At 69.6% G+C, this 25,521-nt stretch carries 39 protein-coding genes, 1 tRNA gene and 1 pseudogene; 17 read left to right on the top strand and 24 right to left on the bottom strand.

Annotation, left to right across the window (positions count from 1 at the left end; translation table 11 throughout):
* The first annotated feature begins 48 nt into the window (after positions 1-48).
* Positions 49-732 (top strand): hypothetical protein, encoded by a 684-nt coding sequence (locus ACLBXO_RS22240; RefSeq protein WP_447686697.1) that lies wholly within the window; start codon positions 49-51, stop codon positions 730-732.
* Between the two features lie 93 nt (positions 733-825).
* Here the strand turns inward: ACLBXO_RS22240 and ACLBXO_RS22235 are convergent, their stop codons facing one another.
* The 13 genes from ACLBXO_RS22235 to ACLBXO_RS22175 form a co-directional block, all read right to left on the bottom strand.
* Complete coding sequence (locus ACLBXO_RS22235) at positions 826-1,245, bottom strand: hypothetical protein (protein ID WP_447686753.1); 420 nt, start codon at positions 1,243-1,245, stop codon at positions 826-828.
* Positions 1,246-1,267: 22 nt separating this feature from the next.
* The gene (locus tag ACLBXO_RS22230) at positions 1,268-1,567 is read right to left on the bottom strand and encodes a hypothetical protein (protein WP_447686696.1); all 300 of its coding nucleotides are present in this window, start codon (positions 1,565-1,567) and stop codon (positions 1,268-1,270) included.
* Positions 1,564-2,082, bottom strand: a complete 519-nt coding sequence (locus ACLBXO_RS22225; protein ID WP_447686695.1) for a hypothetical protein — start codon at positions 2,080-2,082, stop codon at positions 1,564-1,566. The genes ACLBXO_RS22230 and ACLBXO_RS22225 overlap by 4 nt, the downstream gene beginning before the upstream one ends.
* 46 nt (positions 2,083-2,128) lie before the next feature.
* Positions 2,129-2,980, bottom strand: coding sequence for a hypothetical protein (locus ACLBXO_RS22220; protein WP_447686694.1), 852 nt, complete (start codon positions 2,978-2,980; stop codon positions 2,129-2,131).
* Between the two features lie 4 nt (positions 2,981-2,984).
* Complete coding sequence (locus ACLBXO_RS22215) at positions 2,985-3,602, bottom strand: class I SAM-dependent methyltransferase (RefSeq protein ID WP_447686693.1); 618 nt, start codon at positions 3,600-3,602, stop codon at positions 2,985-2,987.
* Positions 3,599-3,799, bottom strand: coding sequence for a hypothetical protein (locus ACLBXO_RS22210; RefSeq protein ID WP_447686692.1), 201 nt, complete (start codon positions 3,797-3,799; stop codon positions 3,599-3,601). Before ACLBXO_RS22210 ends, ACLBXO_RS22215 begins: the two co-directional genes overlap by 4 nt.
* Positions 3,796-4,254 (bottom strand): RusA family crossover junction endodeoxyribonuclease, encoded by a 459-nt coding sequence (locus ACLBXO_RS22205; RefSeq protein ID WP_447686691.1) that lies wholly within the window; start codon positions 4,252-4,254, stop codon positions 3,796-3,798. The genes ACLBXO_RS22210 and ACLBXO_RS22205 overlap by 4 nt, the downstream gene beginning before the upstream one ends.
* Positions 4,255-4,269: 15 nt before the next feature.
* On the bottom strand, positions 4,270-4,827 hold the full coding sequence (locus ACLBXO_RS22200) for a hypothetical protein (protein ID WP_447686690.1): 558 nt from the start codon (positions 4,825-4,827) through the stop codon (positions 4,270-4,272).
* A 90-nt stretch (positions 4,828-4,917) separates the two neighbouring features.
* Positions 4,918-5,292, bottom strand: coding sequence for a DUF2829 domain-containing protein (locus tag ACLBXO_RS22195; RefSeq protein WP_447686689.1), 375 nt, complete (start codon positions 5,290-5,292; stop codon positions 4,918-4,920).
* 2 nt (positions 5,293-5,294) lie between these two features.
* Positions 5,295-5,783: a hypothetical protein gene (locus ACLBXO_RS22190; RefSeq protein ID WP_447686688.1), complete on the bottom strand. Its 489-nt coding sequence runs from the start codon at positions 5,781-5,783 to the stop codon at positions 5,295-5,297.
* Positions 5,784-6,143: 360 nt separating this feature from the next.
* Positions 6,144-6,518 carry a hypothetical protein gene (locus tag ACLBXO_RS22185; protein WP_447686687.1) on the bottom strand — a complete coding sequence of 125 codons (375 nt, stop codon included), beginning with the start codon at positions 6,516-6,518 and terminating at the stop codon, positions 6,144-6,146.
* Between the two features lie 89 nt (positions 6,519-6,607).
* Positions 6,608-6,772: a hypothetical protein gene (locus tag ACLBXO_RS22180; RefSeq protein ID WP_165851025.1), complete on the bottom strand. Its 165-nt coding sequence runs from the start codon at positions 6,770-6,772 to the stop codon at positions 6,608-6,610.
* Positions 6,772-7,050: a hypothetical protein gene (locus tag ACLBXO_RS22175; RefSeq protein WP_447686686.1), complete on the bottom strand. Its 279-nt coding sequence runs from the start codon at positions 7,048-7,050 to the stop codon at positions 6,772-6,774. Before ACLBXO_RS22175 ends, ACLBXO_RS22180 begins: the two co-directional genes overlap by 1 nt.
* 61 nt (positions 7,051-7,111) lie before the next feature.
* On the opposite strand from ACLBXO_RS22175, the gene ACLBXO_RS22170 reads away from it, so the two are divergent.
* The gene (locus ACLBXO_RS22170; protein ID WP_447686685.1) at positions 7,112-7,294 is read left to right on the top strand and encodes a hypothetical protein; all 183 of its coding nucleotides are present in this window, start codon (positions 7,112-7,114) and stop codon (positions 7,292-7,294) included.
* A gap of 7 nt (positions 7,295-7,301) precedes the next feature.
* On the opposite strand, the gene ACLBXO_RS22165 is transcribed toward ACLBXO_RS22170, so the two are convergent.
* Positions 7,302-7,544 (bottom strand): helix-turn-helix domain-containing protein, encoded by a 243-nt coding sequence (locus ACLBXO_RS22165; protein ID WP_447686684.1) that lies wholly within the window; start codon positions 7,542-7,544, stop codon positions 7,302-7,304.
* A 94-nt stretch (positions 7,545-7,638) separates the two neighbouring features.
* On the opposite strand from ACLBXO_RS22165, the gene ACLBXO_RS22160 reads away from it, so the two are divergent.
* The 10 genes from ACLBXO_RS22160 to ACLBXO_RS22115 all read left to right on the top strand — a co-directional run bounded on the left by ACLBXO_RS22160 (position 7,639) and on the right by ACLBXO_RS22115 (position 11,635).
* The gene (locus tag ACLBXO_RS22160) at positions 7,639-8,028 is read left to right on the top strand and encodes a helix-turn-helix domain-containing protein (RefSeq protein ID WP_447686683.1); all 390 of its coding nucleotides are present in this window, start codon (positions 7,639-7,641) and stop codon (positions 8,026-8,028) included.
* Between the two features lie 438 nt (positions 8,029-8,466).
* Positions 8,467-8,616, top strand: a complete 150-nt coding sequence (locus tag ACLBXO_RS22155) for a hypothetical protein (protein ID WP_447686682.1) — start codon at positions 8,467-8,469, stop codon at positions 8,614-8,616.
* Positions 8,617-8,618: 2 nt separating this feature from the next.
* A complete protein-coding gene (locus ACLBXO_RS22150) occupies positions 8,619-8,837 on the top strand; it encodes a hypothetical protein (protein WP_331292366.1) in 219 nt (72 codons plus the stop codon).
* Entirely contained in the window at positions 8,834-9,130 is a 297-nt protein-coding gene (locus tag ACLBXO_RS22145; RefSeq protein WP_447686681.1) for a hypothetical protein, read from the top strand. The genes ACLBXO_RS22150 and ACLBXO_RS22145 overlap by 4 nt, the downstream gene beginning before the upstream one ends.
* Positions 9,127-9,522 carry a hypothetical protein gene (locus tag ACLBXO_RS22140; protein WP_447686680.1) on the top strand — a complete coding sequence of 132 codons (396 nt, stop codon included), beginning with the start codon at positions 9,127-9,129 and terminating at the stop codon, positions 9,520-9,522. Before ACLBXO_RS22145 ends, ACLBXO_RS22140 begins: the two co-directional genes overlap by 4 nt.
* Positions 9,519-9,818 carry a hypothetical protein gene (locus ACLBXO_RS22135; protein WP_447686679.1) on the top strand — a complete coding sequence of 100 codons (300 nt, stop codon included), beginning with the start codon at positions 9,519-9,521 and terminating at the stop codon, positions 9,816-9,818. The genes ACLBXO_RS22140 and ACLBXO_RS22135 overlap by 4 nt, the downstream gene beginning before the upstream one ends.
* Positions 9,819-9,823: 5 nt before the next feature.
* Positions 9,824-10,546, top strand: coding sequence for a YqaJ viral recombinase family protein (locus tag ACLBXO_RS22130; protein WP_447686678.1), 723 nt, complete (start codon positions 9,824-9,826; stop codon positions 10,544-10,546).
* The gene (locus ACLBXO_RS22125) at positions 10,543-11,223 is read left to right on the top strand and encodes a hypothetical protein (protein ID WP_447686677.1); all 681 of its coding nucleotides are present in this window, start codon (positions 10,543-10,545) and stop codon (positions 11,221-11,223) included. Before ACLBXO_RS22130 ends, ACLBXO_RS22125 begins: the two co-directional genes overlap by 4 nt.
* Entirely contained in the window at positions 11,223-11,366 is a 144-nt protein-coding gene (locus ACLBXO_RS22120; RefSeq protein WP_447686676.1) for a hypothetical protein, read from the top strand. The genes ACLBXO_RS22125 and ACLBXO_RS22120 overlap by 1 nt, the downstream gene beginning before the upstream one ends.
* Positions 11,366-11,635, top strand: coding sequence for a hypothetical protein (locus ACLBXO_RS22115; RefSeq protein ID WP_447686675.1), 270 nt, complete (start codon positions 11,366-11,368; stop codon positions 11,633-11,635). The genes ACLBXO_RS22120 and ACLBXO_RS22115 overlap by 1 nt, the downstream gene beginning before the upstream one ends.
* A 40-nt stretch (positions 11,636-11,675) precedes the next feature.
* Here ACLBXO_RS22115 and ACLBXO_RS22110 read toward each other — a convergent pair whose 3' ends face one another.
* Positions 11,676-11,954, bottom strand: coding sequence for a hypothetical protein (locus tag ACLBXO_RS22110; RefSeq protein ID WP_447686674.1), 279 nt, complete (start codon positions 11,952-11,954; stop codon positions 11,676-11,678).
* An 83-nt stretch (positions 11,955-12,037) separates the two neighbouring features.
* Between ACLBXO_RS22110 and ACLBXO_RS22105 the strand changes: the two genes are divergently transcribed.
* Positions 12,038-12,835 (top strand): hypothetical protein, encoded by a 798-nt coding sequence (locus tag ACLBXO_RS22105; RefSeq protein WP_447686673.1) that lies wholly within the window; start codon positions 12,038-12,040, stop codon positions 12,833-12,835.
* 41 nt (positions 12,836-12,876) lie between these two features.
* On the opposite strand, the gene ACLBXO_RS22100 is transcribed toward ACLBXO_RS22105, so the two are convergent.
* Positions 12,877-13,665 carry a hypothetical protein gene (locus tag ACLBXO_RS22100; protein ID WP_447686672.1) on the bottom strand — a complete coding sequence of 263 codons (789 nt, stop codon included), beginning with the start codon at positions 13,663-13,665 and terminating at the stop codon, positions 12,877-12,879.
* 137 nt (positions 13,666-13,802) lie between these two features.
* Here ACLBXO_RS22100 and ACLBXO_RS22095 point away from each other — a divergent pair.
* Positions 13,803-13,961 (top strand): annotated as a pseudogene (locus tag ACLBXO_RS22095) (helix-turn-helix domain-containing protein); the annotation flags it as partial.
* Positions 13,962-13,996: 35 nt separating this feature from the next.
* Positions 13,997-15,091 carry a tyrosine-type recombinase/integrase gene (locus tag ACLBXO_RS22090; protein WP_447686671.1) on the top strand — a complete coding sequence of 365 codons (1,095 nt, stop codon included), beginning with the start codon at positions 13,997-13,999 and terminating at the stop codon, positions 15,089-15,091.
* Positions 15,092-15,971: 880 nt separating this feature from the next.
* Here ACLBXO_RS22090 and ACLBXO_RS22085 read toward each other — a convergent pair.
* From ACLBXO_RS22085 to ACLBXO_RS22055, 7 genes are all read right to left on the bottom strand, one after another.
* Positions 15,972-18,482, bottom strand: a complete 2,511-nt coding sequence (locus ACLBXO_RS22085; RefSeq protein ID WP_447686670.1) for a Hint domain-containing protein — start codon at positions 18,480-18,482, stop codon at positions 15,972-15,974.
* A 415-nt stretch (positions 18,483-18,897) separates the two neighbouring features.
* On the bottom strand, positions 18,898-19,275 hold the full coding sequence (locus ACLBXO_RS22080; RefSeq protein WP_447686669.1) for a hypothetical protein: 378 nt from the start codon (positions 19,273-19,275) through the stop codon (positions 18,898-18,900).
* A gap of 64 nt (positions 19,276-19,339) precedes the next feature.
* Positions 19,340-19,669 (bottom strand): hypothetical protein, encoded by a 330-nt coding sequence (locus tag ACLBXO_RS22075; RefSeq protein WP_331312604.1) that lies wholly within the window; start codon positions 19,667-19,669, stop codon positions 19,340-19,342.
* Between the two features lie 104 nt (positions 19,670-19,773).
* Complete coding sequence (locus ACLBXO_RS22070) at positions 19,774-20,139, bottom strand: response regulator (protein ID WP_007567202.1); 366 nt, start codon at positions 20,137-20,139, stop codon at positions 19,774-19,776.
* Between the two features lie 163 nt (positions 20,140-20,302).
* Complete coding sequence (gene hpt, locus ACLBXO_RS22065) at positions 20,303-20,869, bottom strand: hypoxanthine phosphoribosyltransferase (RefSeq protein WP_331312603.1); 567 nt, start codon at positions 20,867-20,869, stop codon at positions 20,303-20,305.
* A gap of 151 nt (positions 20,870-21,020) precedes the next feature.
* Entirely contained in the window at positions 21,021-21,353 is a 333-nt protein-coding gene (locus tag ACLBXO_RS22060; RefSeq protein ID WP_331312602.1) for a hypothetical protein, read from the bottom strand.
* Positions 21,354-21,610: 257 nt separating this feature from the next.
* A tRNA-His gene (locus ACLBXO_RS22055) sits at positions 21,611-21,687 on the bottom strand.
* Positions 21,688-21,908: 221 nt separating this feature from the next.
* On the opposite strand from ACLBXO_RS22055, the gene ACLBXO_RS22050 reads away from it, so the two are divergent.
* Both ACLBXO_RS22050 and ACLBXO_RS22045 read left to right on the top strand, forming a co-directional pair.
* Positions 21,909-23,846, top strand: a complete 1,938-nt coding sequence (locus ACLBXO_RS22050; protein ID WP_447686668.1) for a chloride channel protein — start codon at positions 21,909-21,911, stop codon at positions 23,844-23,846.
* Between the two features lie 96 nt (positions 23,847-23,942).
* The gene (locus ACLBXO_RS22045) at positions 23,943-25,034 is read left to right on the top strand and encodes a tartrate dehydrogenase (protein WP_331312600.1); all 1,092 of its coding nucleotides are present in this window, start codon (positions 23,943-23,945) and stop codon (positions 25,032-25,034) included.
* Between the two features lie 296 nt (positions 25,035-25,330).
* On the opposite strand, the gene ACLBXO_RS22040 is transcribed toward ACLBXO_RS22045, so the two are convergent.
* Positions 25,331-25,521 (bottom strand): hypothetical protein (locus ACLBXO_RS22040; protein ID WP_447686667.1); only part of this gene is annotated, 191 nt, incomplete at its 5' end.

Below are 25,521 nucleotides of genomic sequence, written 5' to 3'. Positions count from 1 at the left end.
TTAAATAGCAGCCCTGCGCGACATTTTAAGATTATAATGGCGAGAAAAATGATCTTTCCATACATCGCCGCCGCGTTGCTCGGCGGCATAGTTGGCGCGAATACCCTAGTACAGCGATCGCCAGAGTCGCCGTTTTCAATATTTTTCATCTGGTTTTCATGGCTTTATATTGTATTGAACGCTCTAGCCTCCGCTGGCGCATTTGGTCTTGTGCATGAAACCAATCTGATAAATATATCTAATGGCAACTTATCCCTGCCGATACAGATTGCAGTTTCTGGGATTGGCGCTTTGGCCATTCTCCGCGGCGGGATTACAGTTCACATCGCAGGCAAATCGCTTCCCATCAACTTTTCGAATTTACTTCAGCCGCTACTCGATGCTGCAGATCGGGAGGTGCGCAGGATCAGGGACGGCCGCAAGCTTGTCCTTGCCAGCAGAATCATGTCGGGACTTAATTGCGATGAAGCGCTCAAAAATCTTCCGGGCTTGTGCGCCTCAGTTTCCAACAATATTCCGGCATCAGAGCTAAGGACCCTGCAGGCGAGATTGAAGTTGATTGAGAGCAGTATGGACAACGACAATGCGAAATTGTCGGCGCTGGGGTCACTATTGTTGGGGGCTTATGGAGAGGGCACTCTCTTAGCAGCTGCGGAGGTGCTCTCCACAACCAGATCGGGACCGGCTCTTCCGAAGCCGGCCCCCGCGCCGCCTCTAATTGGCCAAAAATAAAAACTCCGCCGCCCGCCAAGCCTTCATGGGCGTGAAAAATCATAAATTGCGATCCCTATTGGGAATAAACATCAGGCGGCCTTGCTTATAATATTAACGAGCGCGATTATTCCAGGCGTTAGATAACTTTTCACATGCACGCTTTCGCCGCCGATCGAAAGTGCGTCGCCAGATCCCAAACTCGCGGCAATGGTCGGTGATCGAACCGCCCGGCACGTCTTTCAACAGCCGGAGTCGTCGGTGGCGCTTGATCTGGCGCCGCGCCTTGGCCCGGGCCCAGGTTAGCAGGGCGATGCGCTCCTCGCTGTCGCGCCCCAGGATCTCGGCCGAGAACACGATCCAGTCGAAGGTCGCCCGCATCTCCTGCGGGTCGTTCGGCTGGAGCCGGTTCGGCCGGACGCTGAAGATGCCCGAGCTGGTGAAGGCCATGAACGCCGCCACCAGCCACCGCTCCACATCCGCGCACGTCATGGCCGGCGGGTCGGGCCCCTCAAGCCTCAGCGGGTTCGCCATCAGCACCGGGTACGCGTTCTCCTCACGCAGCCGAGCGGCTGAACAGGTCAGCCGCCGGCGGATCGTCCCGCGCGGGCGCGTCCGGCAACGGCGGCATGGCCACTCGCGCCTCGACGATGGCCCGACAATCCGGATCGGCGCACGACCACATGCCGTCGCTGCGATTCCGGAAGACGCCGAAGCCGAACGAGGCGCCGAACACACCGCAGGCCGCGCAGGAGCGCTCAACCGGGCGCTTGGCCGCCTGCTCCGCGGCCTCTTCGGCTGCCTTCCGAGCTGCCTCGCGCTGGCGCAGCTCGATCTCCCAGAGGTTCGGCCTCACGACGCACCTCCCGCCTGGCCCTGGCGCTGGTCGAGGCGGGCCATGAGCCGGCCGATGTCTGGACCGTGACCGGTCGCGCGGAGCCGGGCGAGGTCCTCGTCCAGCTTCGCCCGTTGCGCCCGGGCGATCTCCGCCGGCGTCTCGGCACGGTGACGATTCGAATCCGTCTGTCGCATGCGCTGAAGGTGAGCCTCGGCCACTTTCGCGACCTCCGCGCGCTGCCCCGCCGTCGGCACGTCATAGATCTCCGCCTCAAGCACGCGGCGAATGCGCAGGAGCTGCGTCTGGAGCGGGATCAGGCCCTCGCGCGCCTCGTCGGCAAACTCGGCGGGGGAGGGCCGCCAGCGCTTCATCCAGGGCCGCAACGTCTTGCCGTTCCGGAAGCGCTCGGCCGCCTCGTGAATCGCGGCCAAGGGGAGGTCCTTCAGCGCCGACACGTACTCCGCGACGAGCACCTCATTCTCGTCGTCGCCGCGACCGCGGCCCTGCTCGAATCCCAGGAGGACCCGGGTCACAACCGTGTCGACGTGGCGGGGATTCGAGGCCGCCGTCAGCTCGGCCCTAAGCCGCTCGGCGAGCGCGCAGAGCTGCTGCCGCTCGGTGGTCGAGACCGCCCTGTCCCGCCGCACGCAGTACCGCGTCGGAAGGACGGGATGCGTCTCCAGAGCGCCATGGAGTGCCGAGATCATCACCTCGGCCTGAGCCGGCATCAGGGTCGTTCGCGTCGATGGCAGGCGGTTCGACATCGTAGGCTCCCGTCAGGGATTCGGCGTGTTGGCGGATGAGGCGGGCGGCGAGGCCCGTAGGCGCTGGCTGGGCGGGGCGCCCGCGGTCCGGGCGCCGGCCGGTGGCTTCGCGGCGGGCCTGGAGGCGCCGCTCGATCCAGGTCGAGAAATCGGCCAGCTCGCGGCCGTCGGCGTCCTCGATCAGGCCGAGCACCACCACCGCCTCGTCGTGGGCGATGCCGAGCCAGTGGCCGATCAGCCCGCGAGCCGAGTGCTCGGACCGGCCGGTGTTGGCGCAGATCAGCGCGATGCCCCGGGTCATCAGCTCCCGGCGTAAGCTCCGCGGCTCGTCGCCATCGGCCACGCCAGCGCCGCCAGCCTGCCCGACGTCGTCGGCCGACCCGTCAGGGTCGGAACCGGGGGTTGGGGAGGGGTTAAGGGGTGGGGGTGGAGGTGCAGGAGGAGGGGGCGGACCATCCGGGGAGGGGCCGGGGGATAACGTGCTGTCCGCGGTGTCACGTGACTTCACGTGACGCGTTCGGCCCTGGCGGACCCGGTCGGAGGTCCGGCGCCTCTCGATCGCCTCGACGGCGACCTGAGCCCGGGCGAGTTCCATGGCGACGCGCTGGAGCAGCTCGGGGTCGAGGCCGGCGCGGGCCAGATCGGCGATGAGGGTGGGATCGCTCATCGGCCTACTCCGCCGCCATTGGCATCGGGCCGGGCGCGTGGTCGGCCTCGGTGTAGTCCTCCCAGGACATCCGGCTGAGCTGCGTCGGGCCGCGGTGGGAGAGGTCCCAGACGAACCACGCGTGGGCCATGTTCGAGGACGCCTTCGGGCCCTCCCAGCCGTTGCGGTGCATCATCGGCAGGCGCTTGCGGAAGCAATACACCCGGGCCAGCGTGCCGGTGTCGAGGATGGAGCCGCGCGAGATGCTCTCGTAGAACGAGAACCGCAGCAGCATCATCACGCGCGGGCAGAGCCGCACCGCCTTCTCCACGAAGGCGCGAGCGTCCTTGTAGGGCGGGTTCGTGACGATGCAGTCGATGCCCTCGGGCGCCTCCTCGACCTTCAGAAAGTCGACGTCCGAGACCTGTCCCTTCCAGCCATAGTCGACGAGGTCGGTGGCCAGCACGTCGTGACCGCCGGCGTACAGCTCGCGCACGATGGCGCCGGGCCCGCAGGCCGGCTCCCAGATCCGCCGCGGCATCCACTCGATCGCCATCAGCGCGCGCACAGCCACGGCCGGCGTCTCGTAGAGGTCGTTCCCGCGCTCCGAGAGCGCGTGCGCCTTGTTCTCGCGGTGGCTCACGCTGCAGCCCTCCGTCGGAAGGCCGGGACCATCCGCGCGAGCACCAGCATCACGCCGCGATCCAGGCGCGGCGCCAGCTCCGTCCCGTCCGGGTGGAACGAGCGTTCGCAGAGGCGCATGGATTCGGCTGCGTCGAGAGCGCCGCCATAGGTGCCGCGGAACAGCTCGCGGCCCGAGAAGATGAGCACCCATGTCATGCCGCCGCCCTCACGGCTTGCGGCTCCAGCGCCGTGACCTGGATCACCAGCTCGGGCGTCTCGCCGTAGAACTTGCGGACAAGGCCATCGACCACGGAGGCGTCGTCGGCCCAGACGACGTGGTTCAGCGCGTCGATGACCTTGGCGATGTTGTCCCAGTCGGGCTTGGTCGTGGGACGCAGGCGGCGCTCGATCGCGTCCAGCCGCTTCCGCTTCGACCAGCTCGCCGGAATCGGCATGGTGGCGAAAATCCGGACCTCCAGCGGCCCGGTGAGGAGGGCGCGCCCGCGCATGGCGGCGCCGGCCGCGAGGCTCAGGGCGCTCTCGTAGGCTTCGGTCTTCTGATCGGGATGGGAGTGGATCCGCGCTACTCCTTCCCGATGGACGAGCTGCGCGCGGTGCCGGCCCTTGCCGCGAGGGGCGCCGGGCAGGCGGATGATGACGGTATCGGACACCGCGCGCCTCCAGGCTCAAGCGTCCGCGGGTTCACGCGTGCGGCGCGACCGGGTCTCGCGGGCGGGCGGCTCCGGCAGGGGCGAACGATCGGCAGCTTCCTCGCCGTCCTCGTCGCCTTCCTCGGCCTCCGAGTCCTCGTCGATCGGAAGGTCGGGCTGGTCCTTGTCCGCGACCGCATCGGCGCGCTGGCCGAAGAAGACGCTCGGTTCGGCCAGGACGAGGACCGCCGGGTTGGCGCCGTGCTCGGCCAGCTTCGTGATGTCGTCGACCGAGCCGGATGCGCCGACCTCGAGCTTGAGGCCGTCCTTCACGGTCCACTTGCCAGTCGAGACCACCAGGTGGTCGAAGCCCTGATGCGCCACGACCTTGATGGCCTCGCGCACCGTCTTCCCGGCGACCTCGTCGCAGCGGCTGATCATCACCCGCTGCTCGTGCTCCGACATCTTGGTCCAGCACGGCATCTGCCGGCAGATGTTGTCGAGGATCCGGTCACGGATATCGCCGCGCAAGGTCTCGATGCCGAGCTCTACAGCGGCTCCGGCTTGCGCGACGGCGTCTGTTGTGGCTTCCATTGCTCTCTCCATGGATGGGCACCACGCCCATTCGGTTCAGACCGCCCGGCACCCGCTCCCACAGCAGGCCGGGCGGTTCTGTCTTCGGGGTCAGGCAGCGTCGGCCGGGACGACCATCCAGTCCTCGGAGAGCATGTCCGCCTGGGAGGCGAGCCAGCCGATCACGAGACTGCCGTCGGCGGCGCGCATGTCGATGTGCGGGAGGATGCGAACCTCCTCGACGCTTTCGGCCTCGACGTAGGCGAGGAGAGCGCCAGTCCGAGAGGCTGCGGTGGCCGGCACGATCGAGCCGGGCGTCTGCGCCAGCCACATGCCCTTGCCGTTCCATCCAGCCCGGCATACGCGCTCGCCTCGTTTCAGCGCACGGAGAGCGTCGCCGAAATCGAGACCCAAAGTGGCCGGGTCGACCACCGTCTGATCTTTCGAAGCGGTGTCGCCGTCTTTGCCCTTGCGACCCATGCCCATGGTCACTCCTCCTCGTTCGCGGCCCGCCACAGCGGCAGGTCCGTCAGAGCACCCGAACCCGGCAGGCCCGGCACACGCGGGCGAGCATCCGGAACGACCAGTGCCGATGCGGTCGGCCGTCCTGGACAGCGCGGAGCTGCGCCCGCAGCCGGCGCGCCTCCCGGTGTGCGCGGATGAGCCGCCCGATCTCCCCGAAGAGCCGCATGGAGATCCTCCCGGAGCAGAGCGTTGGTGGCTTCTGCGGCGTCGGCCGCGGCCTCGATGTTCGTGCAGAGCCGCTCGTAGGCGGCCCGGATGTTGTGCAGGACGTGCCCGTCGAGGCCGGTGTCCTGGCGCCCGATGAACTTGCGGACCCAGGAGCCCGAGGCCCCGATCCGGCGCCCGACCGCGTCGTAGGCGGCCATCTTCGAGCCCATGCTCGTCTGGGCGAGGCGGACGAGCGCCGACAGCTTCGGCAAGGTCTCGTCCCGAGCTTGAGATGCGGTCAGCATTGCTCGGTTCCGGTCAGTCTTTGTCCCCACTGGCCCATTCCTTCGCGACATCTTGAGGATGTCGCAGAGGAGCGCAGCGAATGCGGGAGGTTGACGGAGTACGCACGACACACAGCGCGCCCGCCGGCTTGGAGGCAGGGACGGGCGCGCAGGAGAAGGGACGACCCGGCCGAGGGTCCGAGATTGCGATGGTCTCGGCCGGGTCGCTCGCTGGCGGGAGGCGTGAGCCTGCGACCGCTGCGATGGGAGGAAGCTGTGCACAGCCGTGCGACAGCCAGTAAAGACGACGGCAGGGCGCGCGCGTTACAGTTATCGCGGACGAGAACGGCAGAACCGACGATGTGCACGGGCAGCGACATACTAGGCCGCCCTCCGGAAAAGGCGGCCGGCCACGCGAAAGACGCGCTTCAGCGTGCCGGCATCGTTCGCCGCGGGCCGAGGCTGCTCCGGCTGGCGAACGACAACCGCAAGGGGGAGGAGCAGCACGTCGCCACCGGCGGCGCGGTGCGCGAGGTAGGCCTGCAGGTCCGCGTCCGCCGCCTGGCGGTCGAGCTCCTGCGCCGCCTCGTGCATCCCGAGCGCCAGCAGCGCGATGTCCGCGCTCCGGCCCGTCGCCGCTTCCTCGGGACGGCGGCGCTGGATCTGCTCCACTTCAAGGAATAGCCCCAACGCGCCGAAGCGCAGGATCCGCGCGAGCTGCATCAGGCGATCGGCGGCGGTGAGGGCTTGCGGCATGGCAGTCGTCCGGAAGGAGACCGCCACCGAGGCCACGGCCTCGACGCTGGCGACGGCTGGGGCACGCGGCGAAAGGCGAGGGGCGGCGCTCACCGGAGCGCTCCGCCGCAGACGATCAGCCCGGCGCCGACGACGAGGCCGACGTGGCTCGCGCGGCGGACCAGCGCGTCAGACGGGCCACCCGAGATCAGGGCGCGCCCGGCGGTGCAGCTCAGGACGCACCACGAGCCGAGGAGGAGAGATGCGAGCCCCATCAGCGCCGGCCCTCCGCATCGGGGAGCAGCCGCGCGTCCTCGGTCGCCTCGTCGGCCGAGCAGAGGATGCCGTTCACGATCCGACCGTCCTCGGTCACGGCCCGGTACCGCACGGCAAATGGCTCGCCCCACGCGCAGGGCCGGCCCGTCAGCGGCGCCCGCGACAGCGCGATCCCGTGAAAGCCGAGTTCGGTCAGGGTCGCCCGGGCGGCGATCGGGTCAGCCTCGCAGGCCGCGAGCATCAGCGGCAGCAGGGCCACCAGCGCGGGCCGGAGCACCGCCTGGACGCCCGGCCCGCGCGGCCTACCATCGGAAATGCGAAGACCGATGGAGCTGTGAATGATGGCCGACGAGCGTGTCGACAGCCTCGAGAAGCGCGTCAGGCGCTTGGAGGAAGACACGATGGCAGCCCGGGCCGGGTCAGTCTCCGACGCGAAGGTCTGGGCCATCGCGATCGGAGTGCTGGCGATCGTGAGCCTCGGCGAAGCCGTCGCCATCATCGCGCTCTGGTGGTCGCGGTGAGGGCGCATCAGGCGGCCGCTCCCTCGACGGGAGCGGCGCCGCGCTCAACGGCACGAGCCTGTCCGGTGACGACGTGATCAATCGCCGTGACCTCACCGCCGGTGATGCGCTGGATCTCGGCAGCCACTTCGATGGAAGGCATCGCATCGCCGTTCTTCACTCGCGTGATGAACGACGGGTCGCGGCCCAGCTCCTTCGCCAGGGCGACCACCGTCTTGCCTTCGCGTTTAAGCCAGTCTGCGAGCGTCATGCCACAAAACATGCATCTCATACATAATGCATGTCAAGCACGTTTGTGCATGGGCGAGCGTGGCGTTCTAGGGCTCTATGGCGACACTAGGCGCATGCCACCGATCGCAAAGCCGAAGCGCGAGCGCCGCCCAAATTTCCTCCGCCAATGGCGCAAGCACCGCGGCCTCACGCTGGAGACCGTCGGCGCAGAGGTCGGCATGACCGGGCCCAATTTAGGCCGCGTCGAGAAGGGCGAAGTTCCCTATTCGCAGGACCTGCTCGAACTGCTCGCTGACATGTACGGCTGCGAGATCGCCGATCTTCTCGTCCGTGACCCCTCGGACCCGGAAGGCATTTGGTCGATATGGGAGCGAGCACAGCCGGCCCAGCGGAGCCAGATCGCCGCCGTGGCCAAGGCGCTGATCGGCGAAGAGGCTAGTAAGGCGTCGCAGCAGAGTACACCTGCTCCAAAACGGGCAAAGGCAGCACGCCGCAGCGTTTGAGTATGACTAGGCGGCCCTGCTCGCCCGTCCGCATGTCTCCCCTCCATTTGTAGGCTAGGACGCCGGCCACTCGTTTTTCTAACCCTTCCGCCCTCGATACCGCCGCCTCGGGTGAAGACTCTTGGATCGGGTCATCTCCGATCAGATCCCCTTCGCCATCCCGCCTGAACACTTGAACCATAAATCGCTCGACGACCGGCACCCACTCCTCCCAGGGCTGTGGTGACGCCTGCCTGAAATAGAACATACCAGGAACAAGTCGCGCAAATTCCGCGGGTTTCGAATTAGAGCCGACTCTTCAGTTGCTTGGCCTGTGGATAGCTGTGGAGGGCGGCCCTCGCGACGAAATATGCATCGCATGCATTTTTGGGATTGACTGCCGAATGTGTACGTGATGCACTATTTCCATCGCCGCTCACCGAGCCGATGGAGCCCCAGATGCTCACCGCCCTCGACCTCTACCTCTCGACCGCCCCGCTCCCCGAGCTGCTGACCTACGTCGGCCTGGCGATGCTGGCTGTCGGCCTCGGCTCGTTCGTGCCGGCGTTCATCGCCCAGCACGTGGCCGCCGTCCGGGGCGCTCGCTGACCATGGCGCGCCTTGACCTCCCCGCCGGCTACCGGATCACCGGATCCTCCGCCGGCTACGCCCTGCGCGGTCCCTACGGCCCCCTCGGCGACGACTTCGACTGCTGGGCCGAGGCCTGTTTCGCCGCCCAGGACCACGCCGATTCCCTCGCGCTGGAGGCCGCCGACGAGCTGGCCGCCATCGCGGACTTCGAGGCCCAGCAGCTCCTGGAGGCAGCATGAACGCGCAGCACCCCTTCCGTGCCCAGTTCGGCGCCCTGGCGGAGGCCGCCGAGCCGCTGCCCAGCGCTTCCGAGGCTCTCGGGCGCCTCGAATCCTCCCTCGCGATCCTGGACGCGATCAGCGAGTCCGCGCTCTCGGCGGTCCACCACCTGGAGCGGGCGACGATCGCCGGCGCCGGACAGCGCACCCACATGGGCCGCCTGGAGGACGTCGCCGCGAAGCTGGCCGCCGCAGCGCGCCGAGCCGAGGCCGCCCGCGCCCGCGTCGCCGACAAGCTGGCGGGTGCGCGATGAGCTGCGCCATCCGCTCTGCCCCAGACCATCAAGCCTTCATCGCCCTGGTCGACCGCCACGCCGCCGCGTTTGGCGTTCCGAGCTACAGCGAACTGGTCCGCGCCATCCACGCGCAGGACCAGCGCGCCGCCGAGCTCTACGCCGCCCTGCGCACCACCACCGAGCACGCGGCTGCCGCGCAGGTCCTGCTCCTGCACACCGGCCTCGACCAGCCGCGCGAGACCCTGGAGCGCACCCTCGAGGAGGCGCTGGAGCGCGCTACCGCCGGCAGCATGGCCGGGAACATCGCGCTCTTCACCGCCGAGACCCGCGTCGACCTCGACGGCCGCGACGACGTCACCGTGCTCGCCGACGCGCGCACGCGGCTCCGGGCCGCCGGGAGGCGCCTGTGACCCTCCCTCCCTTCACTCACATCGAGGCCGTGATGACCCGCTCCCTGCCCCCCTTCGAGATGCGCAAGCCACGCGCCGTCACGCCCGCCCAGCGCGCGACCTTCCTCGGCATCCGGGCGCCGGTCCGCGCCTGCGAGAGCACCCTGCGCGGCCTCGCCGACGCCGACGGGACGGTGTTCGCGCTGCTGCTGCCGGCCGGCTCCGCGAGCCTCGACCGCGAGCGCGCGGAGATGCTCGCCGCCGCCATCAATGCCGGGCTCGGCGTCGCCGGGCACGCCGTGCCGGTGGAGGCGTGACCGCCATGGCCCTGCTCGCCACCGACGCCCCCGCGCGCCCGTCTACCGTGCGCATCCACGCCGACCTCTTCCAGGGCACCGACGAGTGGATCTCGGCCCGCTGCGGAATGCTCACCGCCAGCGAGATGTCGCTGATCCTCACGCCGACCCTCAAGGCGGCCCGGAACGAGAAGGAGCGGGCGCACCTCTACGAGCTGCTCGCCCAGCGGATCACCAAGTTCGTCGAGCCCCGATACGTCAGCGACGACATGCTGCGCGGCCGGGACGACGAGGTCGAGGCGCTCACCCTCTACGCGCGGCACTACGCCGAGACCGAGACTGTCGGCTTCATCACCAACGATCGCTGGGGCTTCACGCTCGGCTACTCGCCCGACGCGCTGGTCGGCACCGACGGCCTCGTCGAGTGCAAGTCGCGCCGGCAGAAGTACCAGGTTCAGACCTTCCTCGAGCACGTGCCCGAGGGCGCGATCCCGGCCGATTACGTCCTCCAGATCCAGACCGGCCTCCTCGTCTCCGAGCGGCTCTGGTGTGACCTCGTCTCGTATTCCGGCGGCCTGCCGCTGGCGGTGATCCGCGCCTACCCGGACGACGAAATCCAGGCCGCAATCATCTCCGCCGCCGGCGACTTCGAGCAGCGCCTCCGGGACGCGATGGGCCGCTACCGCGACGCCGTCGACTCCGCCGAAGCCATCCCCACCCAGCGCATTGAACGGGAGATCATGGCGTGATCGACATCTCGCAGACGGTCGCGCCCAAGAGCGACCAGCTCAACGCCGACGACCTGATCGGCGGCCCGCGCACCATCACGGTGACGCGCGTGTCGAAGATGAAGGAGCCGGATCAGCCGATCGCGATCTACTTCGAGGGCGACGGCGGCAAGCCGTACAAGCCCGGCAAGTCGATGCGCCGCGTGCTGCTGCGGATCTGGGGCCAGGACGGCACCACATACGCCGGCCGGCGGATGACGCTCTACCGGGACGACGCCGTGCAGTTCGGCGGCGCGGCCGTCGGTGGCATCCGGATCAGCCACATGTCGGGGATCTCCTCGGCTGTGACGATGGCGCTCACGGTGACCCGGGCGAGCCGCAGGCCCTTCACGGTCAAGCCGTTGGTCGAGGAGCACAGGCCGGCGCCGGAGCAGCAGCGGCTCGCTCCGCCGACGGGCGACGACGGGTCGGAGAACCAGCGCCAGCCGTCCTCGCGTGACCGCCTGTACGCCGCCGCCCGGGCCGAGGCCGCGAAGGGTAGCGACGCCCTGCGCGCCTTCCGAGCGGACATCGACCCGCGGGCTGATCGCGCCCTCGACGGTATCGCCGACGAATTGGAGCGGATCGCAGCTGGCGCGGATGTCGCCGACGATGACGGATTCCCGGGCTTCCCGCCGCCGGCACAGGAGGCCGTTTAATGTCCTGGCCCAGCCTCTTCATCGGGATCGCCATCGGCCTCGGCCTGGCCGGCGCCGTCTGGGCGCTCGTGTCCTCGCACCGCGCCCTCAAGGCCGAGGACGCCGCGCGCACCGCCTCCGAGCGCGGGGAGGGTGACCGCTGATGGCCGCCCTTTGCTGCCCCCACTGTATCCGCACGCTCGCCAGCACCGAGGCGCTGTTCTCGCACGTGAAGGCGAAGCACGGGCTGAGAGCGGCCCGCGCCTGCGTGCCGGAGCATCCGGTCTTCGCCCGCGAGGCCCATCGCCGCGCCGCCGACCAGGCGCGCCCCAACCCCCAGCCCAGCATGGCCGACCTCGTGATCGAGGCTCAGCTCGCGCGCGCCATGGGCCAACCCGTCGATCGCGACATTGCGGAGATGTTCGATGTCTGAGCGTCGGCGCACTGTTTGTCTCGGGCGCGGTCGTATCGCTCTACTGGCTCGACTCATTGTTGAGCTTCCGCACCGCGCGGACCGCCGTCGGCAGATCGACCTGCGATCGGGCTTCGATCCGGCGCGAGATGCGACCGACGTCCATCACGGATCGCAGCTTCGCGGTCACGCCGATCAGAACCAACAGCCCGAACACCAGCGCGAAGACCGTCAGCGTGTGCCGGATTGCGTCGTCGTACTGCCGCCCGGCGTGAATGATCAGCCAGCCCACGCCGACGAACGCGGCGGCGGTGAACAGCGGGATCAGCGGATCGGACATCGCGCGGTCAACGGCCACAGCGTCGGCCGGGTTCGGCGGCTCAGCGTCGCTCCCGACCCGGCGAGCGGCGAAGGGGTGGCGGCATGAACGCGCCTCGTCTTCGCGTCCTCTCGCTCGGCGCCGGCGTCCAGTCCACGACGCTCGCGCTCATGGCGGCCCACGGCGAGATCGGCCCGATGCCGGACTGCGCCATCTTCGCCGACACGGGCGACGAGCCGGCCGCCGTCTATGAACACCTGCGCTGGCTCACCTCGGGCAACGTGCTGCCGTTCCCGGTGCACGTCGTCAGCGCCGGCAAGCTGAGCGAGCGCCTCCAGGCCGGAGATGACCTCGCGCGGATCCCTTGCCACGTCGGTGCCGGCGGCATGTCCGGGCGCCAATGCACCCGGAACTACAAGCTCCGCCCGATCCGGCGCGAAGTGCGCCGCCTGCTCGGCGTCGGCCCGCGCGGCTACATTGCGCGCGGTGCAGTTGAGATGTGGGTCGGCATCTCGACCGACGAGGCGATCCGGATGAAGCCGTCCGGCGCCGCATTCCTGACGAACCGGCACCCGCTGATCGAGCGCTTCATCTCGCGCGAGGACTGCAAGCGCTGGCTCGCCGCACACGGTTATCCGCTGCCGCCGAAGTCCCGCTGCATCTACTGCCCATTCCAGAGCAACGCGGGCTGGCGCGGTATCCAGGCTGCTCCTGCTGAGTGGTCATTCGTGGTCGACCTCGACCGATGGCTCCGCGAGCCCGCCCAGGTCGCCCGCTTCCGCGGCGAGCTGTTCCTGCACAAGAGCAGGCAGCCCTTGGAAACCGCTGACCTGTCTGAGCCGGACCTGCCGCTGTTCGGCGGCGAGTTCGCGCACGAGTGCGAGGGGATGTGCGGGGTATGAGAACTTATTGCCCTCGCCGGCCGACCAAAAATGATCGCGGGCTAGGAGAGCGCTGTGTTGTTCAGCTTCGCCGCATACTGGCGATTATTCTCCCGTGTTCTCAGTATGACCTGAGAAAGGGCTATATGACTCCGCAGAAGAGCCTTGCTTTGCGCGGCCCATCTTTTCGAAAATTGCGCACACAGACTTATTTGCAGCGCGGTGGGCGTAAGTATGTCGCCTGGATTTCTGCCGGATCTCATATTTCTTTTGAATTCCAGCGCGCTGTAATTTGCTTCTCTGAGGGCAGAAAGAACTGGATCTACGAGACCAGCGACTTCCGGGCCGCCGAAGTATCTCGATCCATAATCATTCATTTTTTCAATGATTTGTTCGATCTCCTCCCCCACGCTGATTATCTCATTGTGTATTTCGGCGAAAAGTTCCGCATGACCTTGTTCAAGCGCACCGAGCGAATGACCCGTTTCATCCATGCGAGTATAAACGGTTGCTACTCTGACTTGGAGTGGCAGGAAACTAGCAAGCTCTTGGGACCGACGGACGATAATGTCGTAAAGCTGGATCGACCGCGCCTTTTCCATTTCAGCTTTGCTAGCATTCATGCTTCGCAGCTGAAGTCCATAGATCACCGCGGTCACCACAGCTGCTATCACAGCGAGCATCGTTTGATAGCGGTTCAGCCAGAATTCGAAGCAAGTTGTCGCCTCGGCGCCAGACGTTGCCTTCGTCACGATAGCGAGCCCGCAGAGGCCAGCTTCAGAAGTGGCCCACGGTACGCCGACCAGAAGCGCGAACAGGAAGAGCAGGAAGGTGGAGAAGCGCCAATCCATGCGCTGATCTCTGGCCCGAAGCTACGCTGTTTCGCAAGCCGGTTCACAACCGCCACCCTCACCGCCGCGAAGTAGCAGCATGGCCGAGTCCAGCATCATCACGCGCGGGGGCGGCCTGAAGGAGAAGGGAGGCGGGAGTGCCGCGTAGCATTCGCGCTCCCGAGCGCGTCACGATCACCGAGGCCGCATCTATCCTCGGCATCTCGATCCGAACCGTGCAGCGCCTCGCCACCCGCCGCGAGTTGCCGTCCGCCGCGAAAGTTGGTCGGCTGTGGACGTTCAACGAAGCGGCGATCCGCGCCTGGCTTGTTGAACAGGAGAGCAAGCCACCATGCCCACAGATCGAAAGAAGGCCCCGGAGGGCTGCTACTGGCGAGGTAGCACCCTCTGGGCGCGCTTCACTGTCGCCGGGAAGGAATACCGGTTCAGCCTCAAGACAGGTGATCCAGTCGTTGCTCGAAGCCGCCAGGCCGCGGAGCACGCACGGATAACGGCCGCCGCCTCGTTCGGCGACGACCGTAAGCGTTGGGAAGACGCGTTGAAGGAGTGGGGCTCCTACATCGTCCACCATATCGGCAGCCGCACGTTCAATCGATACCTCGGCTCCCTCGCCACCCTTGATACCCACCTCGCGGGGATGTTCGTCGACGAGATCGACGACGACACCGTGGCCGCGATCATCAAGGCTCGGCGCGCCCAGAAGGTGACCACCGCCACCATCCGCCGGGACCTCACCGCGCTGTCGAGCGTGCTGGCGTTCGCGGTGGACGAGAAGTGGCGGCGTGGGAATCCGGCCCTGGAGGCGCAGCAGAGCCGGCGGATGAAGGAGCGGCGCGACCCGATCGTGCTGCCTGAGGATCGGGATATCGCCATCGCGGTTGACCGTGCGCCCGGGAACCTCAAGTTCCTGATCCGGGCGGCCTTGCTCACCGGCTGCCGCCAGGAGGAGCTCGTCACCTTGGAGCGCCGGCACGTCGACCTCGCGCGCGAGGCGATCTCCGTCCTGGGCAAGGGCAACAAGCGGCGCGTCGTCTCGCTGTCCGAGGCGGCCGTGGCGCTGTTCCGGGAGATCCCGGTCAGCCTCGTGACGCGGCGGGTGTTCTGGCATTCGGATGGCCAGCCATTCCGGAACGTCGCCACGCGCTTCAGTCTGTACGGGCGGCAGCTCGTCGAGGAGGCGGAGAAGAAGGGCACCGAGTTCCGGCGCTTCCGCTTCCACGACCTCCGGCACCGGTTCGCGGTCGACTATCTGCGGACCGGGCGCGGCGGCATCTACGAGCTGCAGCACGAACTCGGCCACACCAGCCTCAAGGTGACTGAGGGCTATCTCGCCTTCCTCACCGCCGAAGAGGCCCAGGCGGCGAAGGATGCCGCCGCACAAAAGACGGCACAGGTGTATCGGTTTTCACCGGCCGACAACGCCTAAGTACAACGTGGTGAAACGGAATTTGTCGGAGCGGGCGAGGCAGGTATTCGGTTTACAAAACCGCTGCACTACCGCTGTGCTACACCGGCAGGCGCCCTGAAACCATTGAGGAAATTGGCGGTTTCGGTGCGTCAGAGGCGCTTTTGACTACGTTTGGGGGCGCTTCGTCAAGGCACGGAACTCGGCCCATGCCGGGTCCTGCACGCGCGCCACCCTTCGAGCGGTGTGGAACTGCCGGCTGCCGAGCGGATCGGGAGGCGGCACAGGATCGAAGGGGCGGGGACCGCCGCCTGTCTCCGGTCTGCGCGAAGCGGCCGAAGTCACCGATCGGGAGATCGACGCCGCGGCGGACCCGGTCTGCGCGGATCTCGCGATCGAAGCCGATCCCCGCGCGACACGAGGCGCTCGCAGCCCAGCTGGCCGACGCTCGTCGCGACGACCCCATTGGCATGGGCGGCCGTGAGGCTGCGGTCGGCGCGGGCGCGATCGCTCGCATGGGACGCCGAGATCGCGCCCCGACGCGCCGCACCGCTCGCGCGTCGACCCGCGTGGCGTCCCGGACGAACCGTGCGGATCATCGTCTGCGCGGCGGTGCATGGCGGGGCGTCGTCCGGGCCGGGCCTGTCGACAGCGCGATCGAAACAGGAACCTAGTCCGGCCGCCGCGCCCGAGCTGCGGTCGGCACATCCGGGCCGGCGGCGCATCCCGGTGGGCCACGATCGACGGATCCGCGCCTTCCTTCCGGTCCAGCCGATCGCGACGGGTGCCGGCCGAAGGGGCGCCGCTCCGCCCACCATCCGCTCGGTACCGCTCCGATCTGCTCACGGGGTGCGGCCGCGCCGGATCACCCGGCGTGAGCCGGGCCGGCGGGGAGCCGTCCCTACGCCGCCAGCAGCGCGGTCCACGCTCCGGCGGAGTCCAGCCGCTTGGCGCACACGAGCAGGCCGTCGGCCGAGCGGCGCACTTCGACGCTATGATCCGCGCGCGGCGCGAGCCGCATGTCCACACCCAGGTCGAAGCCGTATCGCCCGTGGCCCATGCCTGCCGCGGCGAGGTCCGACCGGCGCTCGGCCGCCACCGCGAACGCCACGACGACGCCGTCCACCAGCACGTCCAGGCATACCGGGATGTCGGGATGTGCCTCGTCGCGCACCCAGCCGCCGACGTGCAACCGACCATCGGCCGCGGCGCCGCATCGGTCCAGCCACGCGCGCACCGGGCCCAGCGCGGCGGTGCCGTCCGACGCGACGGCGCGGAGGGCCAACCGCCCGCGCAGCGCGGCCAAGTCGGGGCCGAGTTCGGCGCGCGGAGCATAGGGCACGGGCCGCGTGCCGACGTCGGAGGCCTGCGCGCCGTCGAAGCCCCGGCGCACGCCGGGCGCGGCCAGAAAGCTCTCCGCCGGCGTGTTCTCCGCGCGCAGGAGATCGTGCGCGTCCAACTCGACGTGCCAGTAGGTGAGATCCGCCACGGGCTCGCCACGGGTGATGCTCGAGCCGTTGACCAGATGTCCCGCGGCCACGAACAGCCCGTCCAGCCACAGGCAGTGATCTGGAGAGACCCGCAGGTCGCGGGCGGGGACGCCATCGGCCAGCGCGCCGGCCCGGATGCGGACGGGGCGCTCGGCCCGCGGCGCGGTCGATCCCGGGTATGTGCGGGCGCCGATCCAGCGGATCGGACGCGGTGTGCCGGCGGCCGTGATGGCGAGATCGCCCGGCACGAGATGCTCCACCGGCACGTCCGAGATGACCCGATCGCGCAGGATTCGTATGCGCGTGCCCGTCACGTAGCAGGGCGCAGGGTTCGACGGCTGGGACGGGTTCGCGGGGCTCGCGGGATTCGTGGGCTGGGCCGGGTTGATCGGGTTCGTGGCCGTCGCGGCGCGCACGATCGTGCCGCCCTGGCCGTCCGACGCCGCCGCGAAGCTGGTCGCGCGCGGGGCCGACAGGACGAAGTTCTCGCTCACCTGCCCGCCACCGGAGCGGGTGCCGGTCACGGTGATCGAGCTGTTCGCGCTGTTGTAGCTGACGCTGGCGTTGGTCAGGCCGGCGAGCGCGATCTCGTTGCCCGAGCCGAAATTGGAGATCGTGTTGGCGAAGGTTCCGCCGCTGGTTGGCTGGGCGGTCAGGTCGAGCCCGAGGCGCGCGGTCGCCGTGCCCGACATGGAGCCGAAGGTGATCGTCCCCGTGCCGGCAGAGGTCGGCGCGCCGAGCTGCAACGTGCTGGATGCCGTGCCCCCGGCCACGCCGATGGTCGTGCCGCCGGAATAGGTGCTGGCCCCCGTCAGCGTCTGCGTGCCGGCGGTGACGGCCACACCGCCGGTGCCGGCAATCGCACCGCCGTACGCGGTCGATCCGTCGGTGATCGTCAGGCTTCGCGCGCCCAGCGTCGTGCCGCCGGTACCCGACAGGGTGGTGACCGAAGCGCCCGCGGTCGTGCCCGCGATGTCGAGGGTGCCGGCGTTGGCTACGGGTCCGAGATTGTTGGGCGCGTTGCCGAGGATGCGCAGCGTCGTGGCGCCGCCGACGATCCCGAGGCCGCCGTTCAGCGTGCCCGTGCCGGGGGTCAGGTCGTTGGTGCCTCCGGTGACGTTGATCGCGGCGGCCCGGACGGTCGTGCTCCCGCCATTGAAGCCGCCCGAGATGGTGCCGGTGTTGGTGATGGCGAGGTTCGCGCCGGATATGCCGGCTCCGCCCTGGCCCGCGGCGCCCGCCGTCCCGCCATTCGCGGCACCTCCCAGTCCACCGTTCCCGCCCGTGATCTGGCCGGTGTTGGTGCCCGTGCTCCCGTAGAGGAGAAGACCGATGCCGCCGTTCCCGCCAGCGCCGCCGGACGCGCCGGGACCGCCGGCGGCACCGCCGTCGCCGCCGTTCCCGCCGGTGATCTGAGCGCTCGCGATGAAGGATCCGGGGCCGGGCTCGACGAACCCGTAACCGCCGCTGCCGCCACCGCCGCCGCCGCCCGTCCCGTTGCCGGCGCCGCCCGTTCCCCCGTCGCCGCCGGTCCGGGAGAACGTGAAACCGACGCCGTTCCCGGTGTTGGAGAAGTACTGGCCGTGGCTGCCGCCGCCGCCGCCGCCGCCGCCATCGCCGACATTCGGGCCCGCGAGGCCGGCCCCGCCATTCGCGCCGACAAAGCTGGATCCGGGGTTCGTCGAGTAAGCGCCGCCGGTCCCCGACGTGTTGGCGATCGTTCCGCCGGCCGCCGCGCCACCGTTGCCCCCGGCGCCTCCGACCGAGCCCGCGGCACCGCCCGCGCCGCCCCCGCTCCCCTGAGCCGAGGAGCCGCCGTTTCCACCGGCCGCGCCGGTGCCGTTCGCTACATCGTCCGCGCCGGGCTGACCCCCTGCGCCGTTGACCGGATCCGCGCCGCTCCCGCCCTGACCGCCCGACATCGCCGCGTTCCCACCTTCCGAGTCGACCCGTCATCCGCGCTCGCGCGCGGGCGGGTGCTTGCCGTCAGCGTGACGCCTGTACGCTCCCGGAGTCGAGAGAGCATCGTCGCCAAATGGGCCATCGCGGTGTTCGCGATACCGCTTTTTCCTGAGACGTGCTCTGTTCGCGGCAGGCACATCGGACGAGTCCGGCATGGAGACTGGTTTGATCGACGTCCATGCTCGTGTGCTGATCGTGAGAGTAGTCAACAGGCCGGCGCGTCGGGGCGGATGCCGCGGCGACGCCTCCGGCTGGACGGGGGGCGGAGCGGGCGTGCTCGCCCGAACCCGTCCCGCACAGCCGCCTGGGCATGGCCGCTTGCTGTCCGTCCTGCCTCTCGGGCCGCGCCGCGCCGGGATCCGCGCGCCGGGGGCCTCAATGGCCCGAGCGGCGGATCAGGCTCTTGAGGCGCTGGTCGGCGGTGTCGAGGCGGTCGGCGATCCCGCGCCGGATGCACTTGCCGACGGAATCCCCGGCGTAGAACCCGACCGTCTGGTCCTGGTTGCGGCAGGACTGGACCGGCGGCCACGCCACCACCGCTGCCACGACCAGCAGCACGACCAGGCAGTCGACGACGAGCCAGCCCTTCCAGCCGAGGCGGAGGCCGCGCCGCCGCTCGGGCGCCCGGCTCCGGCGCGGGGTGCGGTGCGCGCCGTCCGGCCCGACCCGCGCCATGCGGGCGCGGAACTGGGCCTCCTCGAGGGCGTCGGAGGCGCGGGCGGTCGAGGCCGGCAGAAGCGGACGGGTGGACATGGCGGCCTCGCGGAGGTCGGTTCGGAGCGGAGCGGAGGGGCGCGAGCGGGCGTTGAGCGGGCGCTCAGTTGATGAGCCGCTTCAGGAGCGCGAGGTTGTCCTGGATCGACAGGACGTTGCCGAGCATCTCGGTGCGCGCGCAGGCGCCGGCTCCGACGAGCCCGAGCCAGCCCGCCGCCGGGCGCGCGCTGCAATCCGCGAAGCTGCCGTACAGGAACAGCCCGGCCGGCACCGCGAGCAGGGCGAGCTTCGTCAGCGAGAAGAACCGCCCGAAGGCGCCCCTGCGCGGGCGCCGCGCGTCCCGGTCGTCGTCCCAGTCCCTGTCGTCCGGCTCCCAGCCGTAGCGGTCCGCCTGATAGGCCGCCGCGTCGATGTCCCGGTCCCGGCGATGCATGGCGTTCCGTGCTCGGTCTGATCAGTCGGACCGAAGGTGCCACGCTTTCGTGAAGCTCAACCTAAGAGCAATGTTTAAGTTCTTCCGAACAGGTCCCGCCCGGCTCAGGCGGCGAGCGCCCGCCTCACGGTGGCGCGCAGATCCGCCAAGGAGAAGGGCTTGGTCAGCACGTCGGTGACGATGGCGTCGAGCCCGCGCGCGCGCTCGCGCTGATCGGCGAAGCCGGTCATCAGCAGGATGGTCAGGTCGGGGAAGTCGCGCTTGGCGGCGAGGGCCAGGGCGATGCCGTCCATGAGCGGCATGCGGATGTCGGTGAGCATCAGGTCGAAGCCGCCGTCGGCCTCGTTGAGGCGGTCGAGCCCGTCGCTGCCGTCGTTGGCCGTGACGACCGCGTGCCCGTCGATCTCGAGCCCCCGCTTGAGGAAGCCCCGGACGGTCTCTTCGTCATCCACCAGGAGGATGCGCGCCATGTGGTCCCGTAACCGTCCCCGAAATCCGCGCGCGCCGCGTCGCGACGCCGCGCGCGCCCAAACGCCGACAGACACAGACGAATTCCCCGTCTGTCAAGTCGTCGCAGGCTGAATTGTCCCGCGCGCCGCGGCGCGCGGCGAAAATGCCGCGCCGCGGGAGCGGTCAGGCGTCGAACAAGTCCGGGGCGCCGTCCCCGTAATCGACCACGCCCACGAAGGGCAATTGGCGGAAGGCGTGGGCGGCGTCCATCCCGTAGCCGACGACGAACACGTCGGGACAGGTGAAGCCGATGAAATCCGCGTCGATCGTCACGGCGCGCTTGCCGGGCTTCTCCAGCAGCACCGCGGTGAGGACGCGCCGGGCGCCGCGGGCCATCAGCAGGTCCTTGGCGAAGACGACGGTCCGGCCCGATTCCAGGATGTCATCCACGAGCAGCACGTCTCGCCCGCGCACCTCGCTCTGCACGTCGCGCAGGATCTCGACCTGCCCGCTGGAGACGGTCCCGGTGCGATAGCTCGACAGGTGCACGAACTCGACCTGCGGGGCGAGGCCGACCCGGTGCAGCGACCGGAGCAGGTCGGCCGCGAACATGAAGCTGCCCTTGAGCACCGCCACGACGAGGAGGTTCTCGGGCCGCGCGGCGAGGATCTCCCGGGCGAGCTCGTCGTTGCGCTTGGCGATGGCCGCCTCGTCGAACAGGGTCCGGACGCGCCGTTCAGGGATGCTCATCTCTCGTGTCCCGAAGACCGTTGGCGCGGCGGGGTCCGCCGCCGCGCTCGGAGACGGTCTTAGCGTCCCGGGCGCGCGCGGGGAACTCCGGATCCGACACGATGGTCCCGCGCCGTCACGGGGCGCGGCCGGGGGCAGCCGTCGACGCCGCTCAGGCTTCGGCCGCCTGCCGGAACGGACGGAGCAGGCGGGTGAGCCCGCGCCGGCGCGACGGCCGGCCTGGACGCGGCGCGGCGGTCAGGTCCACCCCGGCACCGTCCGCGTCGTCCGGATCGACGTGTCGGACCTGCTCCAGGACGTCCGTCACGATGCGCGGGATGGGGCGCGCGTGCTCCTCCAGGAGCAGTGAGGCGGTCCAGAGGCGGCTCGCATTCGCGAGGGGCAGCTTCCCCTGCGTCAGACGCTCCATCAGCATCCGGTCGGCGAGCGAGGCCGCGAGGGTGCTCACGACCTCGAGCTGATCCTGCTGTGTTGTGCTCTTCATGGCAGTCTTCACGCTAACGAAAATAGTCTTCTCCCGGCCAAGACGGTATGCGGGCAAATTTGGCAATTCTATAACGTGCGCCAGCACGGGGGCAGTCGTCCGTGTACAGGCCGGCGCCGGCACGAGGACCGGTCTCGACGGCTCCGAGGCGCGTTCCGGTTCGGGCGTGCCGGATCCGGTCCCGTTCCGGCGCGGTGCCCGCGCAAGCAAAAGGGGCTGGCGATCCGCCAACCCCTCGCGCTGTCGAGCTGAATGGATGGTACCACCGCCCCGGCTCGAACGGGGGACCCCCAGATCCACAATCTGGTGCTCTAACCAACTGAGCTACGGCGGCACTGGCGCGGGGTGTATCGTGGGCCGCGGCAGTTTTCAAGGCGATGTGTGCACGGGATTCGGACTTCGTGGATCGCACCGTCCGCGCCCCCCGCGCGCGAGCCGGCCGCGGCCCCGCGGCCCCGCGCGTTTGCAACGGGATCGGCCCCGGCTGTAACTGCGACGGCGGGGTCGACGCGTCGGCCGCGCCGATCGGGCGGACCGGAAGCGAAGGGGCGGACCGTGAGCGCGCGACAGCCATCGGGCGCCGGCGGCGGGGGCAGGGTGCCCGGCGACGGATCGGCCGACGTTCCGGCCCGGTCGGCCGCCCGATCGGGCGGCCGGGCGCGGGCCCGCCGGCGCTGGGCCGGGATCGGGCTCGTCCAGGCCCCCGGACGTCTCCGCAGCCTCGTCCGCCGGAGCGAGGGCGGCCTCGTCGCCCTCGCGACCCTGGTAGGCTGCGTCGCCGGCGTCGCGGTCTCCGCCATGACCTGGATCACCCAGACCCTGCGCGAGCTGCTATACCGGCTGCCCGCGGGCGCGCGCCTGAGCGCCGTCGACGCCGTGTCGCCGGTGCTCCTGCTCGTGGGCCCGTGCCTGGGGGGCGCCGTCCTCGGCCTGCTGATCGTCGCCGCCAACTACGTCCGCGGCCCGCGCAAGCGCCCGGCCATCGACCCGATCGAGGCCAACGCCCTGCACGGCGGACGCATGTCCCTGCGCGACAGCCTCTACCTCGCCCTCCAGAACGTCATCTCGAACGGGTCCGGCGCCTCGGTGGGTCTCGAAGCCGGCTACACGCAGATCGCTTCCGGCCTGGCGTCGCGGCTGGGCATCGCCTTCGAGGTGCGGCGCAGCGACCTACGCACCCTGGTGGGCTGCGGCGCGGCCGGGGCGATCGCGGCCGGCTTCGGCGCGCCCCTCGCCGGCGCGTTCTACGCCTTCGAATTGATCATCGGCACCTACTCGATCGCCACGCTGACGCCCGTGGTCGTCGCGGCGCTGTGCGGCAACCTGATCTCGCGCGCCCTGATCGAGGCCCAGCCGCTCGTCGATCTCGGCGACATGCAGGCGGTCACGACCTCGCACGTCACCAGCCTGGAGATCCTGCCGAGCCTCGCCCTCGGGCTGTTCTGCGCCGCGCTGGGGATCCTGATCATGCGCGGGGTCACGCTGGTCGAGCGCCTCGTCCAGGCCTCCGGCGTCCCGCGGGTGGCGGCGCCCGCCTTCGGGGGGCTGTGCGTCGGCGCGCTGGCGCTGCTCGCGACGCCGCAGGTGCTCTCGGGCGGCCACGGCGCCCTGCACATGCACTTCGCCGCCGAAGGGCAGGGGCACGGCATCGCGGTCCTGGCCGGGCTGTTCGCCGCCAAGGCCACGGCCTCGGCGATCTCGATCGGCTCGGGCTTCCGCGGCGGCCTGTTCTTCGCCTCCCTGTTCCTCGGGGCCATCGCCGGCAAGCTGTTCGCCGCCCTCGCCCCCGTGCTGGTGCCGCCGCTGGCGGATTTCGGCCTGACGCCGCTCGCCTACGCGGTGATCGGCATGAGCGCGCTGGCGGTGGCGATCATCGGCGGCCCGCTCACCATGACGTTCCTGGCGCTGGAGGTCACCGGCAGCCTGCCGATCACCGGCGTCGTGCTGGCGGCGGTGATCGCGTCCTCCCTGACCGTGCGGAAGACCTTCGGCTACTCCTTCGCCACCTGGCGCTTCCACCTGCGCGGCGAGAGCATCCGCAGCCCCCACGACGTCGGCTGGATCCGCTCGCTCACCGTCGGCCGCCTGATGCGCCGCAATCCCGGCACCGTGGCGCTGGACACGCCGCTGCCCACCTTCCTGCGCGCCCATCCCCTCGGCTCGCCCTCCCGGGTGATCGCCGTGGACGGGGCCGGGCGCTACGCCGGCATCCTGAACGTGCCCGAGACGCACGCGGCCGCCCGGGATTCCGGCGCCGACGCGCAGCCGGTCCTCGCCGACCTGCTCCTGCACGCGGACGATTTCCTCACGCCGGGCATGAACGCCAAGGACGCCGCCGCCGCCTTCGACCGGACCGAGAGCGAGGCGCTCGCGGTCGTCGAGAGCGCCGAGAGCCGGAAGGTGCTGGGCCTGCTCACCGAGAGCCACACGCTCAAGCGCTACAGCGAGGAACTCGACCGCCAGCGCCGGGCGATGGCGGGCGAAACCGACTGATTGTCAGGCCGGGGTGTTGACCCGATCCCGGCGCGGACCAATCACCTGGCGCCGAGGGTACCGCAGAGGCCCGCTCTCGACACGCGTGGAGGATCCATGGCCGCCCCAGAGACCAGCCAGCAGCGCCGCTACCGCATCGCGGTGATCCCCGGCGACGGCATCGGCAAGGAGGTGGTGCCGGAGGGCGTGCGCGTGCTGGAGCGGGCCGCCAAGCGGCACGGCTTCAGCCTCCAGCTCGACTGGTTCGATTTCGCCAGCTGCGACTACTACGAGCAGCACGGCCGGATGATGCCGGAGGACTGGAAGGCGCGGATCGAGACCCACGACGCGATCTACTTCGGCGCCGTCGGGATGCCCGAGCGCGTGCCCGACCACGTCTCCCTCTGGGGCTCGCTGATCCTGTTCCGGCGGGAATTCGACCAGTACGCGAACCTCCGCCCGGTCCGGCTGATGCCGGGGGTGAAGTGCCCGCTCGCCGACCGCAAGCCCGGCGATATCGACTTCTGGGTGGTCCGGGAGAACACCGAGGGCGAGTACTCGAACGCGGGCGGCCGGATGTTCGCCGGCACCGAGCGGGAATTCGCCCTGCAGGAGACGATCATGACCCGCCACGGGACGGACCGGATCCTCAAGTTCGCCTTCGAGCTGGCCCAGAAGCGCCCGAAGAAGCACCTGACCTCGGCCACGAAGTCGAACGGCATCTCGATCACCATGCCGTACTGGGATGAGCGGGTGAAGGCGGTGGCCGAGGCCTATCCGGACGTCCGGTGGGACCAGTACCACATCGATATCCTGACCGCGCATTTCGTCCTGAACCCGGACCGGTTCGACGTGGTGGTCGCCTCCAACCTGTTCGGCGACATCCTGTCGGATCTGGGCCCGGCCTGCACCGGCACGATCGGCATCGCGCCGTCCGGCAACATCAACCCGGAGCGGGTGCATCCGTCCGTATTCGAGCCGGTCCACGGCTCGGCGCCGGACATCGCCGGGCAGGGGATCGCCAACCCGATCGGCCAGATCTGGTCGGGGGCGATGATGCTGGAGCATCTCGGCGAGCACGCGGCGGCGGCCGAGATCGTCGGCGGGATCGAGCGGGTGTTGTCCGAGCGGACGCTGCGCACCCGCGATCTCGGCGGCAACGCCGACACGCAGGCCTGCGGCAAGGCCGTCGAGCAGGCGCTGGGATAGGAGCGGTTTCGCCGCACCCAGAGGGATTTCCGGGGACCGCGCGACCTCGGGAAGGCTCCTTCGAGGCTCGGGCCACGCTCCGGCACCTCGGGATGAGACGGGGTGCCGCCTCCGTCTCGAGGCTTCGGTCAGCGTGCCGGCTCCGTCATCACGAGCGAAGCGAAGTGACCCAGCGGTGGCGCGACGCCGGTGAGCGCCGCGCTGCCCTGGGTTGCTTCGCTCCGCTCGCAGGGACGGCGGTCCGAACGCATTGACAGCGCACGGAACGAGCGCGGCAGACCGCGTGCCCCGGGGTGTCAGCGCGGGCGGCGGCGCACGCTCACGACGTTGCTGGCCGGCTCGGCCTTGCCGGAGGCCGCCGGCAGCGTGTCGAGGGCTGTCTTGACGATGGTCTTGGCGTCGAGGCCGGCCTCGGCGTACATCTTCTCGGGGCTGTCGTGGTCCTGGTAGGCGTCCGGCAGCGTCATCGTCCGCACCCGCACGCCGC

The organism is Methylobacterium sp. C33D (assembly GCF_053345825.1).
This window is presented reverse-complemented; position numbering and strand designations above follow the sequence as displayed.